Origin of the sequence: Vogesella sp. XCS3 (genome assembly GCF_020616155.1) — a bacterium.
In the GTDB taxonomy this organism is placed as follows: domain Bacteria; phylum Pseudomonadota; class Gammaproteobacteria; order Burkholderiales; family Chromobacteriaceae; genus Vogesella.
In genome coordinates this window covers 1,989,977-2,005,653 of sequence record NZ_CP085530.1, presented here as the reverse complement: position 1 = coordinate 2,005,653, position 15,677 = coordinate 1,989,977, and the positions used below count along the sequence as shown (strand labels likewise).

Genomic DNA, 15,677 nt, shown 5'->3' with positions numbered 1-15,677 from the left:
AGTGGTGGCACGCAAGATGAAAACCGGCCAAGGCCGGTTTTTTTGCGCCTGCGGCCAACCTTGGCACCCTGATTGGCGCGCAAGAAAGCAAAAAGCCCTGCCGGCGTGTGCGGGCAGGGCTTCGCGGTGTGGCCTAAGCGATGGTTACTTCCATACGTCTTTGTGGATCTTGGCCTGGATTTCCGGGTACTGCTTCACGTCGAATACCGGCTTGTCCTTGCCCGCTTTCAGCTGCTGCTGGTAGTCCTTCAGCAGCACGAACACGTACTTGGACAGCATCACGATGGCAAACAGGTTGATCAGTGCCATCACGCCCATGGCCAGGTCGGCCATGTCCCATACCAGCGGCGAGCTGCCAATGGCACCAAAGCCCACCATGAACAGTACCAGCAGACGGAAGGCCAGCATCACGCCCTTGTTGTTCTTGATGAACTCCACGTTGCCTTCGGCGTACGCATAGTTACCAATGATGGAGCTGAAGCAGAACAGGAACAGCGCAACGGCCAGGAAGTGGCCACCCCAGCTGCCCAATGTCGCGCTCAGTGCGGCTTGGGTCAGTTGTACGCCTTTCAGTTCGGCGCCTGGTACATATGCACCCGACAGCAGCACGATAAAGGCAGTGCAAGAGCACACGATGATGGTGTCGATGAATACGCCGAACATCTGGATGATGCCCTGGCTAGCCGGGTGGCTGGTGGTGGCCGCAGCGGCAGCGTTAGGGGCGGAACCCATACCTGCTTCGTTGGAGAACAGGCCGCGCTTGATGCCCATCATCATGGCCTGGCTTACAGCGTAGCCGGCAAAGCCGCCAGCGGCTTGTTCCAGACCGAATGCGCTCTTCACGATCAGCATGAAGATGCCCGGTACGGCGGACAAGTTAGTGAAGATCACGAACAGCGTCATGCCCAGATAGATCACCGCCATAACCGGCACCATCCACTCGGCAACCTGCGCTACCTTGCGGATACCACCAAAAATGATGGGTGCCGTCATCAGGACAAGACCGATAGCGACCAGGTTTTTGTCCCAGCCCCACGCGCCCTCAGTGGCAGCGACGATGGAGTTGGCTTGTACTGCGTTGAACACCAGGCCGAAAGCGATGATCAGCGAGATGGAGAAGGCAATGCCCAGCCAGCGCTGGCCCAGGCCCTTCTGGATGTAGTAAGCCGGGCCGCCACGGAAAGTACCGTCGTGGTGGTTGACCTTGAACAGCTGTGCCAGCGTGGATTCGGCAAAAGCACTGGCCATACCCAGCAGGGCGGTAATCCACATCCAGAACACGGCACCCGGGCCGCCCAGGGCGATGGCGGTGGCTACACCGGCTACGTTACCGGTACCTACACGGCTAGCCAGACCGGTCGCAAAAGCCTGGAAGGAAGAAATATCACTGCCTTCGCTATTGTGGCCGCGGCCACCCAGCATTTCCTGCCAGCCGCGCGGCAGCAGGCGTAGCTGCATGAAACCCATGCGCACGGTAAAGAACAGGCCGACGCCAATCAAGATATAGATAAGTAGCTGACCCCAAACCAGGTCATTGCCTGCGTTGATCAGGCTGTGCAGAGCTTCCATGTGGACTCCTCAAGAATGAAGGTGTTGTTAAATGCCGGTTTACCGGTCTTTGTCTTATTCGGTAAGGAACTTTCCCCTTTCCGGGGGCGCCATCATAGCGCACTTGTAGATTGTATGCGCTCGAAAGTGAAAAAAATGACAGCAAAAGCAATGATTTATGGCGTATTGCTATTGTTTGTGAAACTAAATATTCAACAGTGAATGCGGGTGGTTGTTCGCACGCAGGCTATCGCACCAGGCTCGTGCTTGGGGGCGACTGATCGCTGCGTGTGGGTGAACTGCAAGCCGCAGGTGGGCGGGCTTATTTATCGAGCAGGCGGCTGACCAAGGTGCGCACGCGCGGGGCACCAATCAGCACCAAGGGGAAGGCGCAGCACCACGCCAGCAGCCAAGCGTGCAGCCAGCGGCTGACAAAGTCAGCATCCAGGCCGGTATTGATCGCAGTAAGAATGCCGGACATGAAAAAGGCCATATAACCAGACATCAACAGGGCGAACAGCAGGGTGTGTTTACGGGTAGGCATGGCAGGTTTTGTGCAAAAGCATGCATGGTAAAGCGCAGCACGCAGGCTGGCTACCCTTGCAGACACAGGGTTATTGCGCGGTGCTGGCCAAACGGCAGGCGCAAAAAAACCGGGCCGCAGCCCGGTTTGCCGGCAGTGCCTTTCTGTGTGTCGTGGCACTGTGCATCCATAGAGTCGTCTTGCTGGCTATCGTACCAGTCGTCCAGCTCGGCCAGCAGATGTTGCTTGCCGGCAAAGCGCGCGCTGCTCTGGCTGCGCTGGTGCGCGCCGCCCTTTTTCAGCAAAGGGCTGTGCGCAAACGGGTTGCGCGGTTTCAGGGTGTTCATGTTTACTCCTGCGGGTTAGGCCAGGTTGGCCGCATGCGGCCAACCTGGCGGGTGTTAGCCGGCCTGGTGAATCAGGCTGGCCACCTTGGTGGTGATGATATCCACTGCCGGGTCGTTGGCGCCATGCGGCAGGATCACGTCGGCAAAACGTTTGGTAGGCTCGATGAACTGGTTGTGCATCGGGCGCACCGTGCCCAGATACTGCTCGATCACGTTGTCGGTGGTGCGGCCGCGCTCGGCGATATCGCGCTTCAGGCGGCGGATAAAGCGTACGTCCGGGTCGGTATCCACAAAGATCTTCAGCGACATCATCTCGCGCAGGGCGGCGTCGTACAGCGGGAACAGGCCCTCGATCACGATCACCGGTGCCGGCTGCAGGGTGACCGTTTCTTCGGCGCGGGTGTGATTGGAAAAATCGTATACCGGCATCTCGATGGCGCGGCCATTGCGCAGGTCGTCGATGTGTTCGATCAGCAGTGGCCAGTCGAAAGCGTGCGGGTGGTCGTAGTTGGTGCTCAGGCGTTGTTCAAACGTGAGGTGGCTTTGATCGCGGTAGTAGTAGTCCTGCACGATTACCGCGGCCATCTCGGTGCCGATGGTTTCCAGCACCTTGCGGGTCACCGTGGTTTTGCCGCTGCCGCTGCCGCCAGCGACGCCGATAATGAACGGTGTCGACATAATAACCTTGCCTGAATGTGAAAAAAAACGCGCCATTCTAATGAGTTAGCGTGCAGGCCACCACTACTTTTCTCAGTATTGGCACAACATGCCAAAGGCAAGCGCTGCAGTGCCGATCTGCCTGAGCTGTTTATAGCGCCTGCGCACGGATTTTCCCGGCCAGAATAGCAAAACGCCCTGCGCAAGGCAGGGCGTAGGCGGGGTTTATTCGGCCTCGTCTATCCAGGCTTGCTGGATGGCTTCCAGCACTTTTTCGCCACCGCGGCTGTGGTCGTCGTCAAAACCTGGCAGGTTCACTACCCAGTTGTGCAGGTCGGTGAAGCGCACGGTTTTCGGGTCGGTATCCGGCTGGCTATCGTACAGTTCGATGGCAATCTGGTTGATGTCGGTCCATTTCATGGCCAGGCTCCTTAGTGGTGCTCGCGGGCGTGGTTGATGGTGTAACGCGGGATCTCTACCACCAGGTCTTCATCGGTCACGATAGCCTGGCAAGACAGGCGGGATTGCGCCTCCAGCCCCCAGGCCTTGTCCAGCATGTCGTCTTCCAGCTCGTCGGACGGTGGCAGCGAGTTGAAGCCTTCGCGCACCACGATGTGACAGGTGGTGCAGGCGCAGGACATTTCGCAGGCGTGTTCGATTTCGATATCGCTCGCCAGCAGGGCATCGCAGACGGTGGTGCCGGTGGCAACGTCGTCGATAACGGCGCCATCGGGGCACAGGTCGGCGTGAGGCAGCACGATGATACGCGGCATGATGTATTCCTTTAGGTTTTTGCTGTCGCTACGGCACCTTGGCCGCAGCGAGTTTACAGGTTGCCGATGTGCTTGCCCTTCAGGGCTTGCTGGATGTTGCGGTCCATACGGCGGGCGGCGAATTCTTCGGTAGCTTGGCTCAGGCGCTGCGTAGCGGCGTTAACCTCGCGCGTGGTTTGCGTGGCGATGGCGCTGTGCAGGCCGGCGATGGCGTCATCCAGCTGGGTGCGCTCGTCGGCCGATAACAGGTCGCCATCGGCAGCCAGGGCGGCAGCAGTGGCGGCGATCAGGCCTTCGGCATCCACGATGGCTTCGCGCAGCTTGCGGGCAGCGATATCGTCCTGCACATGCGCGAGCGAGTCGGTCAGCATGCGGCTGATTTCGTCGTCGGACAGGCCGTAGCTAGGCTTTACCTCGATGCTGGCTTCCACGCCCGAGGTCTGCTCGCGCGCGGTCACCGACAGCAGGCCGTCTGCGTCCACCTGGTAGGTGACGCGGATGCGGGCAGCACCGGCCACCATCGGCGGAATGCCACGCAGCACAAACTTGGCCAGGCTGCGGCAGTCGCTCACCAGCTCGCGCTCGCCTTGCAGGATGTGCACTGACATGGCGGTCTGGCCATCTTTGAAGGTGGTGAACTCTTGCGCGCGCGCTACCGGAATGGTGCTGTTACGCGGGATGATTTTTTCGGTCAGGCCGCCCATGGTTTCGATGCCCAGCGACAGCGGAATCACGTCCAGCAGCAGCCATTCGTCCTCGCCCTTGTTGCCGGCCAGCACATTGGCCTGGATGGCAGCGCCCAGCGCTACCACTTTATCCGGGTCCAGGTTGGTCAGCGGGGTTTGGCCAAAGTACTGGCCCACGGCTTTTTGTATGTGCGGCATGCGGGTGGCACCACCTACCATCACTACGCCTTTCACGTCTTCGGCGCCGATCTTGGCGTCGCGCAGTGCCTTGCGTACCGGCAGCAGGGTCTTGTCGATCAGCGTTTTGCTGATGTCGTGGAAGATGGCCTGGGTCAGCAGCAGGTCCACAGTCAGGCCGTCGGACAGCAGGGCGGTGATGCGGGTATCGGCGTGCTCGGTCAGCGCTTCCTTGGCTTCGCGTGCGCGTGTCAGCAGCAGGCGGGTGTCGTGCGCGTTCAGCCCGTGCAGGTCGGCTTGCTCCAGAATCCAGCAATAGATGCGGTGGTCGAAGTCGTCACCACCCAGCGACGAATCGCCGCTGGTGGACAGTACCTCGAACACGCCGCGGCTCAGCGCCAGTACCGATACGTCGAAAGTGCCGCCGCCCAGGTCGTACACCACGTAAGTACCTTCGGCGCCGTTATCGAGGCCGTAGGCGATGGCAGCGGCGGTGGGCTCGTTCAGCAAGCGCAGCACGTTCAGGCCGGCCAGGCGAGCGGCGTCTTTGGTGGCTTGGCGCTGGGCGTCGTCAAAGTAGGCGGGCACGGTAATCACCGCACCCACCAGCTCGCCACCCAGGCTGTCTTCGGCGCGGCTGCGCAGCGTGCGCAGGATGTCGGCGGAAACTTCTACAGGGCTCTTGGCACCGGCACGGGTCAGCAGCTGCACCATGCCGGGGGCGTCCACAAAACGGTAAGGGCTGCGGCCAACGTCTTGGATATCGGCCAGGCCACGGCCCATGAAGCGTTTTACCGATACGATGGTGTTGTTCGGGTCGCGGCTTTGCTCGGCTTGCGCGGCGTAGCCGACAACGACCTCGCCTTGCTCGGTGTAGCGTACTACCGATGGCAGCAGGCTACGGCCGTGCTCGTCGGGCAGTACCGCGGCCGAGCCGCTTTTCACGGTGGCGACCAGCGAGTTGGTGGTACCCAGGTCGATGCCTACCGCCAGGCGGTGTTGGTGCGGGGCGGCGGATAGGCCGGGTTCGGCAATTTGCAATAGGGCCATGGCTGCTTGCTTACTCTATGCAGTGGCCAGCGTGGGCTGGCGCGGTATGTTTAGTACAGCAACGCTTCGATGGCGTCGCCGATTTCCTGATCCAGTTTTTCCAGAAAGCGCAGCTTGCGTACTGCCAGTGCGGCAGCTGTGTGGTCTGCCTGCTCGTCCAGCGCGCTGCCCAGCTCGGCTTCCAGGCCTTTTACGTCGGCGCGCAGCTGGCGCGACAGCGATTCGAGCTGGTCAACGTTGGCCGCAGCGCGGGCATCGGCAATGGCTTCGCGCCATTCCATTTGCGCCATCAGAAAAGCTGCCGGCATGCTGGTATTGGTTTCTTCGGCGGTATCGACGCCGGCCAGCTGTAGCAGGTAGCGGGCACGGGCCACGGGCGACTTCAGCGTCTGGTAGGCCTCGTTCACGCGGGTGGCACGCATCAGTGCCACGCGCTTTTCGGCGTCTTGCGCGGTAACAAAGCGGTCCGGGTGCACCTCGGCGGCGGCGGTGCGCCAGGCGCTGTCCAGCAGTGCCGTGTCGATGGCAAAACGGCGCGGCAGGTTGAACAGCGCAAAGTGATCCTGCGTGAAGTCGGTGCTCATGAGCGCTTTCTGCAAAAACCGGGTAAGGATGAAACAACAACACCGGCCAGCCCGCGCTTGCGCAGGCAGGGCCGGTGGTAGCAGGGGCTCAGACGTTGAAGCTTTCGCCGCAGCCGCACTCATCCTTCACGTTCGGGTTGTTGAACTTGAAGCCTTCGTTCAAGCCTTCCTTGGTGTAGTCCAGCTCGGTGCCTTCCAGGTAGGCCAGGCTCTTGGCGTCGGTAAATACGGTGACGCCGTGGCTCTGGAAGGTGATGTCGTCATCGGTAGCCACATCGACGAATTCCAGCTTGTAGGCCATGCCGGAACAGCCGGAGGTTTTTACCCCCAGGCGGATGCCCAGGCCTTTACCGCGTTTGGCGATGAAGTTGCTGACGTGCTTTGCTGCGCTTTCGGAGAGCGTGATTGCCATGATTGCGTCTGCCTTGTGCTGCTGGCGGGCGTGAGCCCGCCGTCTGTTATTTACCGTGCTTCTGCTTGTAGTCGGCCACTGCGGCCTTGATGGCGTCTTCGGCCAGGATGGAGCAGTGGATTTTTACCGGGGGCAAGGCCAGCTCTTCGGCGATGTCGGTGTTCTTGATGGCCAGTGCCTCGTCCAGCGATTTGCCCTTTACCCATTCGGTAATCAGCGAGCTGGAGGCAATGGCAGAGCCACAGCCGTAGGTTTTGAATTTGGCGTCTTCGATCACGCCGTCTTCGCTTACCTTGATTTGCAGTTTCATTACGTCGCCACAGGCCGGTGCGCCCACCATGCCGGTGCCTACCGAGTCGTCACCCTTTTCGAAAGCACCCACGTTACGCGGGTTTTCGTAGTGATCCATTACCTTGTCGCTGTATGCCATGATGCTGTCTCCTGCGTGCGGCCAAGGTTGGCCGCATCGTCAAAATGGGGTCTTAGTGGGCTGCCCACTCGATGGTGTTGAGGTCGATGCCGTCCTTGAACATTTCCCACAGCGGGGACATCTCGCGCAGCTTGCCGATTTTGCCTTGCAGCAGGTTCACGGCGTAGTCGATGTCGGCTTCGGTGGTGAAACGGCCAATGGAGAAACGGATGGAGCTGTGTGCCAGCTCGTCGTTACGGCCCAGTGCGCGCAGCACATACGATGGCTCCAGCGAGGCCGAGGTACAGGCCGAACCGGACGATACCGCCAGGTCGCGAATCGCCATGATCAGGCTTTCGCCTTCGACAAAGTTGAAGCTCACGTTCAGGTTGTGCGGTACGCGTTGGTCCATATCGCCATTGAGGTAGGTTTCCTCGATGGTTTGCAGGCCGGCCCACAGGCGGTCGCGCAGGGCGCGGGTGCGGGCGTTTTCGCTTTCCATTTCTTCACGGGCGATACGGAACGCTTCGCCCATGCCGACGATCTGGTGGGTAGCCAGGGTGCCGGAGCGGAAACCACGCTCGTGGCCGCCACCGTGAATCTGGGCTTCCAGGCGTACGCGCGGCTTGCGGCGGATGTACAGCGCGCCAATGCCTTTCGGGCCGTAGGTTTTGTGGGCACTGAAGCTCATCAGGTCCACTTTCAGCGCGGCCAGGTCGATGGCGATTTTGCCGGTAGCCTGGGCGGCATCCACATGGAACAGTACGCCACGGGCGCGGCACAGCTCGCCTAGCTGGGCGATAGGCTGGATCACGCCGATTTCGTTGTTTACGGCCATGATGGACGCCAGGATGGTGTCCGGGCGGATGGCGGCTTCAAACGCGGCCAGGTCGATCAGGCCGTTTTCCTGTACGTCCAGGTAGGTTACTTCAAAGCCCTGGCGTTCCAGCTCGCGCATGGTGTCCAGTACGGCTTTGTGTTCGGTACGCTGGGTAATCAGGTGCTTGCCCTTGGTCTTGTAGAACTGGGCAGCGCCTTTGATGGCCAGGTTGTTGGACTCGGTAGCGCCCGAGGTCCACACGATTTCTTTCGGATCGCAGTTCACCAGCTGGGCCACATTGGCACGGGCGTTTTCTACGGCTTCTTCGGCAGTCCAGCCGTAGCTGTGGCTGCGGCTGGCCGGGTTGCCGAACAGCTCGGTCAGGTAGGGGATCATCGCTTCGGCTACGCGCGGGTCGATCGGCGTCGTGGCGGAATAGTCGAGGTAGATCGGTTGCTTCAGCTCGCTCATATCGGGTTCTCCAGGTGTCGCTTACACAGGGTTGCCAGCGACAGCCTCGCTACAGGTACTGTTGCGACGCAGGGTTCTTTGATCTTGTACTACAGTGGTTTCTTTGGCGCGCTGCTTGACCACCAGGCTGGCCAGACTGATCTTTGACAGATAGTCGAAGATGGTCACGTTCAGGTCAGTCCACAGGTCATGGGTCATGCAGCGGTGGTTGTCGTGGCAGTTTTCACGGCCGGCGCACTGGGTGGCGTCGACGGGTTCATCCACGGCAACAATAATATCGGCAACAGAAATTTCGTCGATGGTGCGGGCCAGGGTGTAGCCACCGCCCGGGCCGCGTACACTGTCTACCAGCTGTGCGCGGCGCAGTTTACCGAAAAGCTGCTCCAGGTAAGACAGGGAGATACCCTGGCGTTCGCTGATACCGGCCAGCGTGACGGGGCCATTGGCTTCGCGCAGGGCGAGGTCCAGCATGGCGGTGACGGCAAAGCGGCCTTTGGTGGTTAAGCGCATGTGTTTGGGCTCCCTGAGTGGTTGACCGGATTATAACTCAATCCCGAGTAATTTGGTCAAGTATTGCCGGCAGGAAGTTCCAGGGTAAAAGCAAATAGATCGATGGTATGCAGACGGCGGGGCGCGCCCGCGAGAAGAGGCAACGATTTTACCCGTATTTACCTAGTTTGACAGGGTTTTTTGCCAGAATGGCGGTACAGGCTGCGGGTGAAAACCGGCGTGCCAGGTGGCCTTGGTGTATGATTCGCGCAAACACTTGTTTGAATTGCGGGCAGCGGTGCTGCCCAGACAGAAGGAACAGCCATGAATAAAGTGGTGATCAGCGGTACCGGCCTGTTTACCCCGCCGCACGCGGTGAGCAATGAGCAGCTTGTGGTGGCTTTTAATAGCTACGTTGCCGCATTCAATAAAGAAAACCAGGATGCCATCGCCCGTGGCGAGTTGGCCGCACTGGCCGAATCCAGCGCCGAGTTCATCGAGAAAGCCTCCGGCATCAAGCAGCGCTTTCTGATGAACGCCAGTGGTGTACTGGACCCCGCACGCATGGCACCGCACCTGCCAGAGCGCAGCAACGACGTACTATCGGTACAGGCCGAGATGGCCGTGGCTGCGGCTACCGAGGCGCTGGCCAATGCCGGCAAGACCGCTGCTGACATCGATATGGTGATCGTGGCCTGCTCCAATATGCAGCGCCCGTACCCGGCAGTGTCTATCGAGGTGCAGCAGGCACTGGGCATCAATGGTTACGCTTTCGATATGAACGTGGCCTGCTCGTCGGCGACTTTCGGCATCCAGACCGCCGTTAACGCCATCGCCGCCGGCCAGGCGCGTGCGGTACTGATGGTGAACCCGGAAATCTGCTCGGCCCACCTGAACTTCCGCGACCGCGACAGCCACTTCATCTTCGGCGATGCCTGCACCGCCGTGGTACTGGAAGCGGCCGACACCGCTACTGCGGCCAAGGTGTTCGAGGTGCTGGGCTGCAAGCTGGCTACCGTGTTCTCCAATAACATCCGCAACAACTTCGGCTTCCTGAACCGTTGCGACGAAAGCGGTATCGGCCAGCTGGACAAGCTATTTGTGCAGCAAGGCCGCAAGGTATTCAAGGAAGTGTGCCCGATGGTAGGGGAACATATCGTGGCGCACCTGCAGGCCAACGGCATTGAGCCGCAAGGCGTGAAGCGTTTCTGGCTGCACCAGGCCAACCTGTCGATGAACCAGCTGATCGCCCGCCGCGTACTGGGCCGCGACGCCGAAGGCAGCGAAGCGCCGGTGATTCTGGACAGCTATGCCAATACCAGCTCCGCCGGTAGCGTGATTGCCCTGCACCTGCACCACGTCGACCTGCAAAGCGGCGACATCGGCGTGCTGTCGTCGTTTGGCGCCGGTTACTCGGTAGGCTCGGTGATCCTGCGCAAACGCTAAGCTTGGCCGCAGGCCGGGCAAATTTAAAAAGGCGCCATGTATGGCGCCTTTTTCTATGCTTGTGTCAGCGCGCGACCCCAGGGCACCCGCTCGGGGTCGTTGACCACCCGTAGCGTAGCCAGGCGGAAATCTTGCAGGATAGCCGACCGGCTACCACTGGACGGGTAGGCCAGCACGTATTCGTGTTTGGCCGGGGTCAGGTACGGGCGCGTTACCACCCCTTGCGTGGCCCATAGCTCGCTGGCAAACGGTTCCACGATCGACACGCCAAAGCCGTTGGCTACCATGGCGTAGCGGGTGTGCGAGGCGTGGGTGCGAATGTTGTAGCGTGGCGACACCCCGGCGTGGCCAAAATACTTTTGTTCCTGGTTCTGGCTCAGCGGGTAGTTGGGCATCCAGCCGATCACGATTTCATCGGCCAGATCTTGCGGCGTGATGAAATCCCGTTCGGCCAGCGGGTGGCCAGCCGGTAGCGCGCACAGTACGTCGGCTTCCAGTAGCGGTTCTACCTCGATGCCGGCAATGGCGGGGAAGGCCAGGCTGATGGCTACATCCACCTTCAGGTCTTGCAGTTTTACCGTGACTTCGGCGTTGCCGACGGTGTCGATGCGTACCGGTACATCAGGGCGCAGCTTGAAAAATTCTTTCAGGATCTGTGGCAGCAGGCTGGTGGACAGCACTGGCATGCAGGCAATGGCCAGGCCTTCGTTTTCCTCGTTGCGGATGGTTTCTGCCACCTGGCGCAGCCGCTCCAGCCCCAGAAAATTTTCTTCCACCGCGCGCTGGAAACGGATGGCGGCGGTGGTGGGCTCCAGCCGGCCTTTGGCACGATTGAATAGCCGGAAGCCCAGATCATCTTCCAGGTCGGCGATCAGCCGGCTGATGGCGGGCTGGGTGATGTGCATGCGCCGCGCGGCCGCTACCGTGGTGCCACAGCTCATCAGGCAACGAAATGCCTCTATCTGTCGAAAACGAATCATTTTTGTTTGGGTAGGGCGAGGTTGGCCGCAGATGGCAGGTAGAACTTAGGCTATAACAAAATCACATAGAACATCAATTTTCCTCAGTGGATGTGATATTCATGCTGTGAAATACTCAGCCGCGATCGGACATGGACACTGTCCGACAGCTTGAGCTGCAGTCTGTCTACACTTGGTGCAACAGCACGCCATCAGAAAGCGTGTTTTGCAGCAGGAAAGCGCCTAAAACACAACAATCGCGCTGCCAAGCTCTGGCTTTGTGGTGAAAAATAACAAGCAAGACTTGTTGGCGTTTTAGTGCGTTGCATAATGTATACGTCCGGGGCTAACGATAAACCGGCACGGCGTTTGCATTGTCATGACGTGCGATGCCCGAGCATCACTTCCATCAAAGTAGAAATAGGGAATAGAGAAACCATGCGAGTTGCCAAACATTTGCTGTTCGCAGCCGGCCTGACCGCCGCTGCTACCGCCGCCCACGCTGCCGGCACCCTGATTTACTGCTCCGAAGCCAGCCCTGAAGGCTTCGATTCTGCGCAGTACACCGGCGGTTCCACATTCGACGCCGCAGGTCACGCCATGTTCAACCGTCTGGTTGAATTTGAAAAAGGTTCGACCAAGACCATCCCTGGCCTGGCCGAATCCTGGTCCGTGTCTGCCGATGGCAAGGAATACACCTTCAAGCTGCGCAAGGGTGTGAAGTTCCACACTACCGAGTACTTCACGCCTAGCCGTGATTTCACTGCCGACGACGTGGTATTCAGCTTTAGCCGCATGGTTGACAAGAACCACCCGTTCAACAAAGCCTACCCGGTTGAATTCCCGTACGCTTCCGATACCGGCCTGGACGCCAACATCGTGAAGGTAGAGAAAGTTGACGCCAATACCGTCAAGTTCACCCTGAAAGATCCGGACGCCGACCTGCTGGCCAAAGTTGCCATGCCGTTTGCGTCCATCCAGTCTGCCGAATACGCTGACAAACTGCTGAAAGAAGGCAAAGCTGCCCAGATCAACCAGCAGCCAGTCGGTACCGGCCCGTTCATTCTGGTGCGCTACCAGAAAGACGCCCAGATCCGTTACAAGGCTAACAAGCAGTACTGGAAAAAAGGCGACGTTCAAGTTGATAACCTGATTTTCGCCATCACCACCGACGCCTCGGTACGCGCCCAGAAGCTGAAAGCTGGCGAGTGCCACATCATGTCCTATCCGAAGCCACAAGACCTGGCCGGCATGAAAACCGACCCGGCGCTGAAAGTGACCACGGCACCAGGCTTCAACATTGGCTACCTGTCGTACAACACCGAGAAGCCACTGCTGAAGAAGCTGGAAGTGCGTCAGGCTCTGGACATGGCCATCAACCGCAAAGCCATCATCGATGCGGTATACCAAGGCCAAGGCCAGGAAGCGGCCAACCCGTTCCCGGCTTCCCTGTGGTCGTACAACAACAAGCTGCGTAACCCTGCGGTAGATGTAGCCAAAGCCAAGGCCCTGCTGGCCAAAGCCGGCTACCCGAACGGCTTTGAAATCACCCTGTGGGCTATGCCGGTGCAACGCCCGTACAACCCGAACGCCAAGCTGATGGCCGAAATGATCCAGTCCGACTGGGCCAAGATCGGCGTGAAAGCCAAGATCACCACTTACGAGTGGGGCGAGTACCTGAAGCGCATGAAGAACGGCGAGCACGACACCGGCCTGATCGGCTGGACCGGCGACTACGCCAGCCCGGACAACTTCCTGGGCGTGCTGCTGACCTGCGAAGCAGTGGGCGGCTCCAACTACGCGCGTTACTGCAACAAAGACTTCGATGCTGCCGTGCTGAAAGCACGTAAGAGCACCGATCTGAAAGAGCGTACTGCGCTGTACCAGAAAGCCCAGGAGATCTTCAAGAAAGATCTGCCATGGTCCACCATCGCCCACTCGACTGTGAACCAGCCGATGCGCAAAGAAGTGAACGGCTTCAAGATCAGCCCGTTCGGCGACTATTCCTTTGCAGGTGTTAGCGTCAAGTAAGCTGATCAGCGGGGCTTAGGCCCCTGTCAGGCACAAGGAGGCTTCGGCCTCCTTGTTTGCTCATTGGCGAGCCGTTTATGCAAACGGAAACTATCGAGTCGGTTAGTTATGGTGGGTTGATCTGTATCAAGGTGACAATGGCAGGGCATGGCTAAAGTGCGCTCTGCCGTGGCGGCCTTGTTGCTGGTATAGGTGGGTGGTTCAGTTGCAAGCTGCCCGGCACCCCTCCCTTCTGCTGTTCTTCTGATGGTTTCCCGTTTGTCTGCGTTTTCTGGCTGTACACGTCGTGCCTCACAAGGGCATGCACGGGAGACTCATTCAACATGTTTTCATTCATTCTGCGCAGGCTGGGTGTACTGATTCCCACCTTCTTCGGCATTACGCTGATTACTTTTGCGCTTATCCGCATGATTCCTGGTGACCCCATTGAAGTCATGGTGGGCGAGCGCACGCTGGACCCGGTCATGCACGCCGCGGCCATGAAGCGTCTGGGCCTGGACCAGCCGCTGTACGTGCAGTACTTCGACTACGTTTCCAAGCTGTTCCATGGTGATCTGGGCGCCTCGCTCAAGACGCAGGAAAGCGTGTGGAAAGAATTCACCACCCTGTTTCCTGCCACGCTCGAGCTTGCGCTCTGTGCGCTGGTGTTTGCTACCGTCTTCGGCCTGCTGGCGGGCGTGGTCGCTGCCATCAAGCGCGGCTCCATGTTTGACCATGGCGTAATGGGCTTGTCGCTTACCGGCTTTTCCATGCCTATCTTCGTGTGGGGCTTGCTGGCGGTCATGTTCTTCTCGGTATTCCTGGGCTGGACGCCGGTATCGGGCCGCATCGACCTGATGTTCGACGTGCAGCCGCAAACCGGCTTCATGCTGATCGACGCCTGGCGTGCCCAGGTGGCCGACCCGGATATCAACGCCGGTGCCTTCAAGGACGCCGTGATGCACCTGATTCTGCCGACCGTGGTGCTGGGTACCATCCCGCTGGCCACCATTGCGCGGATGACGCGTTCGTCCATGCTGGAGGTGCTGCGCGAAGACTACGTACGTACCGCCCGCGCCAAAGGCCTGTCGCCGGCCCGCGTGATCTTCATCCACACCCTGCGTAACGCGCTGATTCCGGTACTGACCGTGATCGGCTTGCAAGTGGGCACGCTGATGGGTGGCGCGGTGCTGACCGAAACCATCTTCTCCTGGCCCGGCATCGGCAAATGGCTGATCGAAGCGATCGGCCGCCGCGATTACCCGGTGGTGCAAAACGGCATCCTGATTGTGGCCACGCTGGTGATTCTCACCAACTTCGTCGTCGACATCCTGTACGGCATCGCCAACCCGCGCATCCGTCACGCCAAATAAGCAGGTAGAAACATGGCTAATGTGAATACATCGCCGCAGCTTGCGGCCAACGATGACCCGGCACTGACTTACCCGTCGCCATTCAAGGAGTTCTGGCAGAGCTTTAGCCAGAACAAAGGCGCAGTTGCTGGCCTGGTCTTTATGTCCATCGTGCTGTTCTGTGCACTGTTTGCCGGCCTGATTTCGCCGCACGACCCGCTGGAACAGTACCGCGACCACCTGTTGACCCCGCCATCGTGGGCGCAGGGGGGCAGCAGCCAGTTCCTGCTGGGTACCGACGAGCTGGGTCGTGACATCATGGCGCGCCTGTTCCACGGCGCGCAGATGTCGCTGCTGATCAGCCTGATCTCGGTATTGCTGTCGCTGGTGCCAGGCGTGATCCTGGGCCTGTTGGCCGCATTTTTCCCCAAAGTGATGGGCGGCCTGATCATGCGCCTGATGGATATCATGATGGCACTGCCATCGCTGCTGCTGGCCATCGCCATCATGGCCATTCTGGGGCCTGGTCTGGTAAACGCCATGATCGCCATCGCCGTGGTGGGCCTGCCAGGCTATGTACGCCTGACGCGCGCCTCGGCCATGACCGAGCTGAACCGCGACTACGTGACCGCTGCACGTGTATCCGGCGCCGGCCTGCTGCGCCTGATGTTCGTCACCGTGCTGCCCAACTGCATGGCACCGCTGATCGTGCACGCCACCATGAGCTTCTCTGCTGCCATTCTGGAAATCTCGGCACTGGGCTTTTTGGGCATGGGCGTACAGCCGCCTACCCCTGAGTGGGGCACCATGCTGTCCAGCGCGCGTGATTACATGACCAGCGCCTGGTGGGTAGTGCTGATGCCTGGCCTCACCATTCTGCTGGCCGTGCTGTCGATCAACCTGATGGGTGATGGCCTGCGTGACGCGCTGGACCCGAAAATGAAGCGCGCGGCGTAAGGGGAAA

The 15,677-nt window shown here is 59.7% G+C and carries 17 protein-coding genes; 4 read left to right on the top strand and 13 right to left on the bottom strand.

Features of this window, described 5'->3' with window-relative positions; all coding sequences use genetic code 11:
• Positions 1-144: 144 nt before the first annotated feature.
• From LCH97_RS09510 to iscR, 12 genes are all read right to left on the bottom strand, one after another.
• Complete coding sequence (locus LCH97_RS09510) at positions 145-1,569, bottom strand: sodium:alanine symporter family protein (protein WP_227301518.1); 1,425 nt, start codon at positions 1,567-1,569, stop codon at positions 145-147.
• Between the two features lie 301 nt (positions 1,570-1,870).
• Complete coding sequence (locus tag LCH97_RS09505; RefSeq protein WP_227301517.1) at positions 1,871-2,092, bottom strand: DUF2798 domain-containing protein; 222 nt, start codon at positions 2,090-2,092, stop codon at positions 1,871-1,873.
• A gap of 50 nt (positions 2,093-2,142) precedes the next feature.
• On the bottom strand, positions 2,143-2,418 hold the full coding sequence (locus LCH97_RS09500) for a hypothetical protein (RefSeq protein WP_227301516.1): 276 nt from the start codon (positions 2,416-2,418) through the stop codon (positions 2,143-2,145).
• Positions 2,419-2,472: 54 nt separating this feature from the next.
• Positions 2,473-3,096 (bottom strand): uridine kinase, encoded by a 624-nt coding sequence (udk, locus tag LCH97_RS09495; RefSeq protein WP_017508217.1) that lies wholly within the window; start codon positions 3,094-3,096, stop codon positions 2,473-2,475.
• 204 nt (positions 3,097-3,300) lie between these two features.
• Positions 3,301-3,495 (bottom strand): Fe-S cluster assembly protein IscX, encoded by a 195-nt coding sequence (gene iscX, locus LCH97_RS09490; RefSeq protein WP_017508216.1) that lies wholly within the window; start codon positions 3,493-3,495, stop codon positions 3,301-3,303.
• 11 nt (positions 3,496-3,506) lie between these two features.
• Entirely contained in the window at positions 3,507-3,848 is a 342-nt protein-coding gene (gene fdx, locus LCH97_RS09485) for an ISC system 2Fe-2S type ferredoxin (RefSeq protein WP_017508215.1), read from the bottom strand.
• A 53-nt stretch (positions 3,849-3,901) separates the two neighbouring features.
• Positions 3,902-5,761, bottom strand: coding sequence for a Fe-S protein assembly chaperone HscA (gene hscA, locus LCH97_RS09480; RefSeq protein ID WP_227301515.1), 1,860 nt, complete (start codon positions 5,759-5,761; stop codon positions 3,902-3,904).
• Positions 5,762-5,811: 50 nt separating this feature from the next.
• Entirely contained in the window at positions 5,812-6,345 is a 534-nt protein-coding gene (gene hscB / locus LCH97_RS09475; protein ID WP_227301514.1) for a Fe-S protein assembly co-chaperone HscB, read from the bottom strand.
• A gap of 88 nt (positions 6,346-6,433) precedes the next feature.
• Positions 6,434-6,757, bottom strand: coding sequence for an iron-sulfur cluster assembly protein IscA (gene iscA / locus LCH97_RS09470; RefSeq protein WP_017508212.1), 324 nt, complete (start codon positions 6,755-6,757; stop codon positions 6,434-6,436).
• A 46-nt stretch (positions 6,758-6,803) separates the two neighbouring features.
• Positions 6,804-7,187, bottom strand: coding sequence for a Fe-S cluster assembly scaffold IscU (iscU, locus tag LCH97_RS09465; RefSeq protein WP_227301513.1), 384 nt, complete (start codon positions 7,185-7,187; stop codon positions 6,804-6,806).
• A gap of 52 nt (positions 7,188-7,239) precedes the next feature.
• Positions 7,240-8,457: an IscS subfamily cysteine desulfurase gene (locus tag LCH97_RS09460; protein ID WP_017508210.1), complete on the bottom strand. Its 1,218-nt coding sequence runs from the start codon at positions 8,455-8,457 to the stop codon at positions 7,240-7,242.
• A 21-nt stretch (positions 8,458-8,478) separates the two neighbouring features.
• On the bottom strand, positions 8,479-8,967 hold the full coding sequence (iscR, locus tag LCH97_RS09455; protein ID WP_017508209.1) for a Fe-S cluster assembly transcriptional regulator IscR: 489 nt from the start codon (positions 8,965-8,967) through the stop codon (positions 8,479-8,481).
• Between the two features lie 303 nt (positions 8,968-9,270).
• Between iscR and LCH97_RS09450 the strand changes: the two genes are divergently transcribed.
• The gene (locus LCH97_RS09450; protein WP_227301512.1) at positions 9,271-10,392 is read left to right on the top strand and encodes a beta-ketoacyl-ACP synthase III; all 1,122 of its coding nucleotides are present in this window, start codon (positions 9,271-9,273) and stop codon (positions 10,390-10,392) included.
• A 53-nt stretch (positions 10,393-10,445) separates the two neighbouring features.
• Here the strand turns inward: LCH97_RS09450 and LCH97_RS09445 are convergent, their stop codons facing one another.
• Positions 10,446-11,372 carry a LysR substrate-binding domain-containing protein gene (locus LCH97_RS09445; protein WP_227301511.1) on the bottom strand — a complete coding sequence of 309 codons (927 nt, stop codon included), beginning with the start codon at positions 11,370-11,372 and terminating at the stop codon, positions 10,446-10,448.
• A gap of 417 nt (positions 11,373-11,789) precedes the next feature.
• Between LCH97_RS09445 and LCH97_RS09440 the strand changes: the two genes are divergently transcribed.
• The 3 genes from LCH97_RS09440 to LCH97_RS09430 all read left to right on the top strand — a co-directional run bounded on the left by LCH97_RS09440 (position 11,790) and on the right by LCH97_RS09430 (position 15,670).
• Positions 11,790-13,382, top strand: a complete 1,593-nt coding sequence (locus LCH97_RS09440; RefSeq protein ID WP_227301510.1) for an ABC transporter substrate-binding protein — start codon at positions 11,790-11,792, stop codon at positions 13,380-13,382.
• A gap of 323 nt (positions 13,383-13,705) precedes the next feature.
• Entirely contained in the window at positions 13,706-14,734 is a 1,029-nt protein-coding gene (locus LCH97_RS09435) for an ABC transporter permease subunit (protein ID WP_227301509.1), read from the top strand.
• A 12-nt stretch (positions 14,735-14,746) separates the two neighbouring features.
• Positions 14,747-15,670, top strand: a complete 924-nt coding sequence (locus LCH97_RS09430) for an ABC transporter permease subunit (RefSeq protein WP_017508204.1) — start codon at positions 14,747-14,749, stop codon at positions 15,668-15,670.
• Positions 15,671-15,677: the final 7 nt, after the last annotated feature.

Coding starts and splice junctions, on each gene's coding strand:
- LCH97_RS09510 (WP_227301518.1), bottom strand. CDS start 1,569: ATGGAAGCTCTGCACAGCCTGATCAACGCAGGCAATGACCTGGTTTGG.
- LCH97_RS09505 (WP_227301517.1), bottom strand. CDS start 2,092: ATGCCTACCCGTAAACACACCCTGCTGTTCGCCCTGTTGATGTCTGGT.
- LCH97_RS09500 (WP_227301516.1), bottom strand. CDS start 2,418: ATGAACACCCTGAAACCGCGCAACCCGTTTGCGCACAGCCCTTTGCTG.
- udk (WP_017508217.1), bottom strand. CDS start 3,096: ATGTCGACACCGTTCATTATCGGCGTCGCTGGCGGCAGCGGCAGCGGC.
- iscX (WP_017508216.1), bottom strand. CDS start 3,495: ATGAAATGGACCGACATCAACCAGATTGCCATCGAACTGTACGATAGC.
- fdx (WP_017508215.1), bottom strand. CDS start 3,848: ATGCCGCGTATCATCGTGCTGCCTCACGCCGACCTGTGCCCCGATGGC.
- hscA (WP_227301515.1), bottom strand. CDS start 5,761: ATGGCCCTATTGCAAATTGCCGAACCCGGCCTATCCGCCGCCCCGCAC.
- hscB (WP_227301514.1), bottom strand. CDS start 6,345: ATGAGCACCGACTTCACGCAGGATCACTTTGCGCTGTTCAACCTGCCG.
- iscA (WP_017508212.1), bottom strand. CDS start 6,757: ATGGCAATCACGCTCTCCGAAAGCGCAGCAAAGCACGTCAGCAACTTC.
- iscU (WP_227301513.1), bottom strand. CDS start 7,187: ATGGCATACAGCGACAAGGTAATGGATCACTACGAAAACCCGCGTAAC.
- LCH97_RS09460 (WP_017508210.1), bottom strand. CDS start 8,457: ATGAGCGAGCTGAAGCAACCGATCTACCTCGACTATTCCGCCACGACG.
- iscR (WP_017508209.1), bottom strand. CDS start 8,967: ATGCGCTTAACCACCAAAGGCCGCTTTGCCGTCACCGCCATGCTGGAC.
- LCH97_RS09450 (WP_227301512.1), top strand. CDS start 9,271: ATGAATAAAGTGGTGATCAGCGGTACCGGCCTGTTTACCCCGCCGCAC.
- LCH97_RS09445 (WP_227301511.1), bottom strand. CDS start 11,372: ATGATTCGTTTTCGACAGATAGAGGCATTTCGTTGCCTGATGAGCTGT.
- LCH97_RS09440 (WP_227301510.1), top strand. CDS start 11,790: ATGCGAGTTGCCAAACATTTGCTGTTCGCAGCCGGCCTGACCGCCGCT.
- LCH97_RS09435 (WP_227301509.1), top strand. CDS start 13,706: ATGTTTTCATTCATTCTGCGCAGGCTGGGTGTACTGATTCCCACCTTC.
- LCH97_RS09430 (WP_017508204.1), top strand. CDS start 14,747: ATGGCTAATGTGAATACATCGCCGCAGCTTGCGGCCAACGATGACCCG.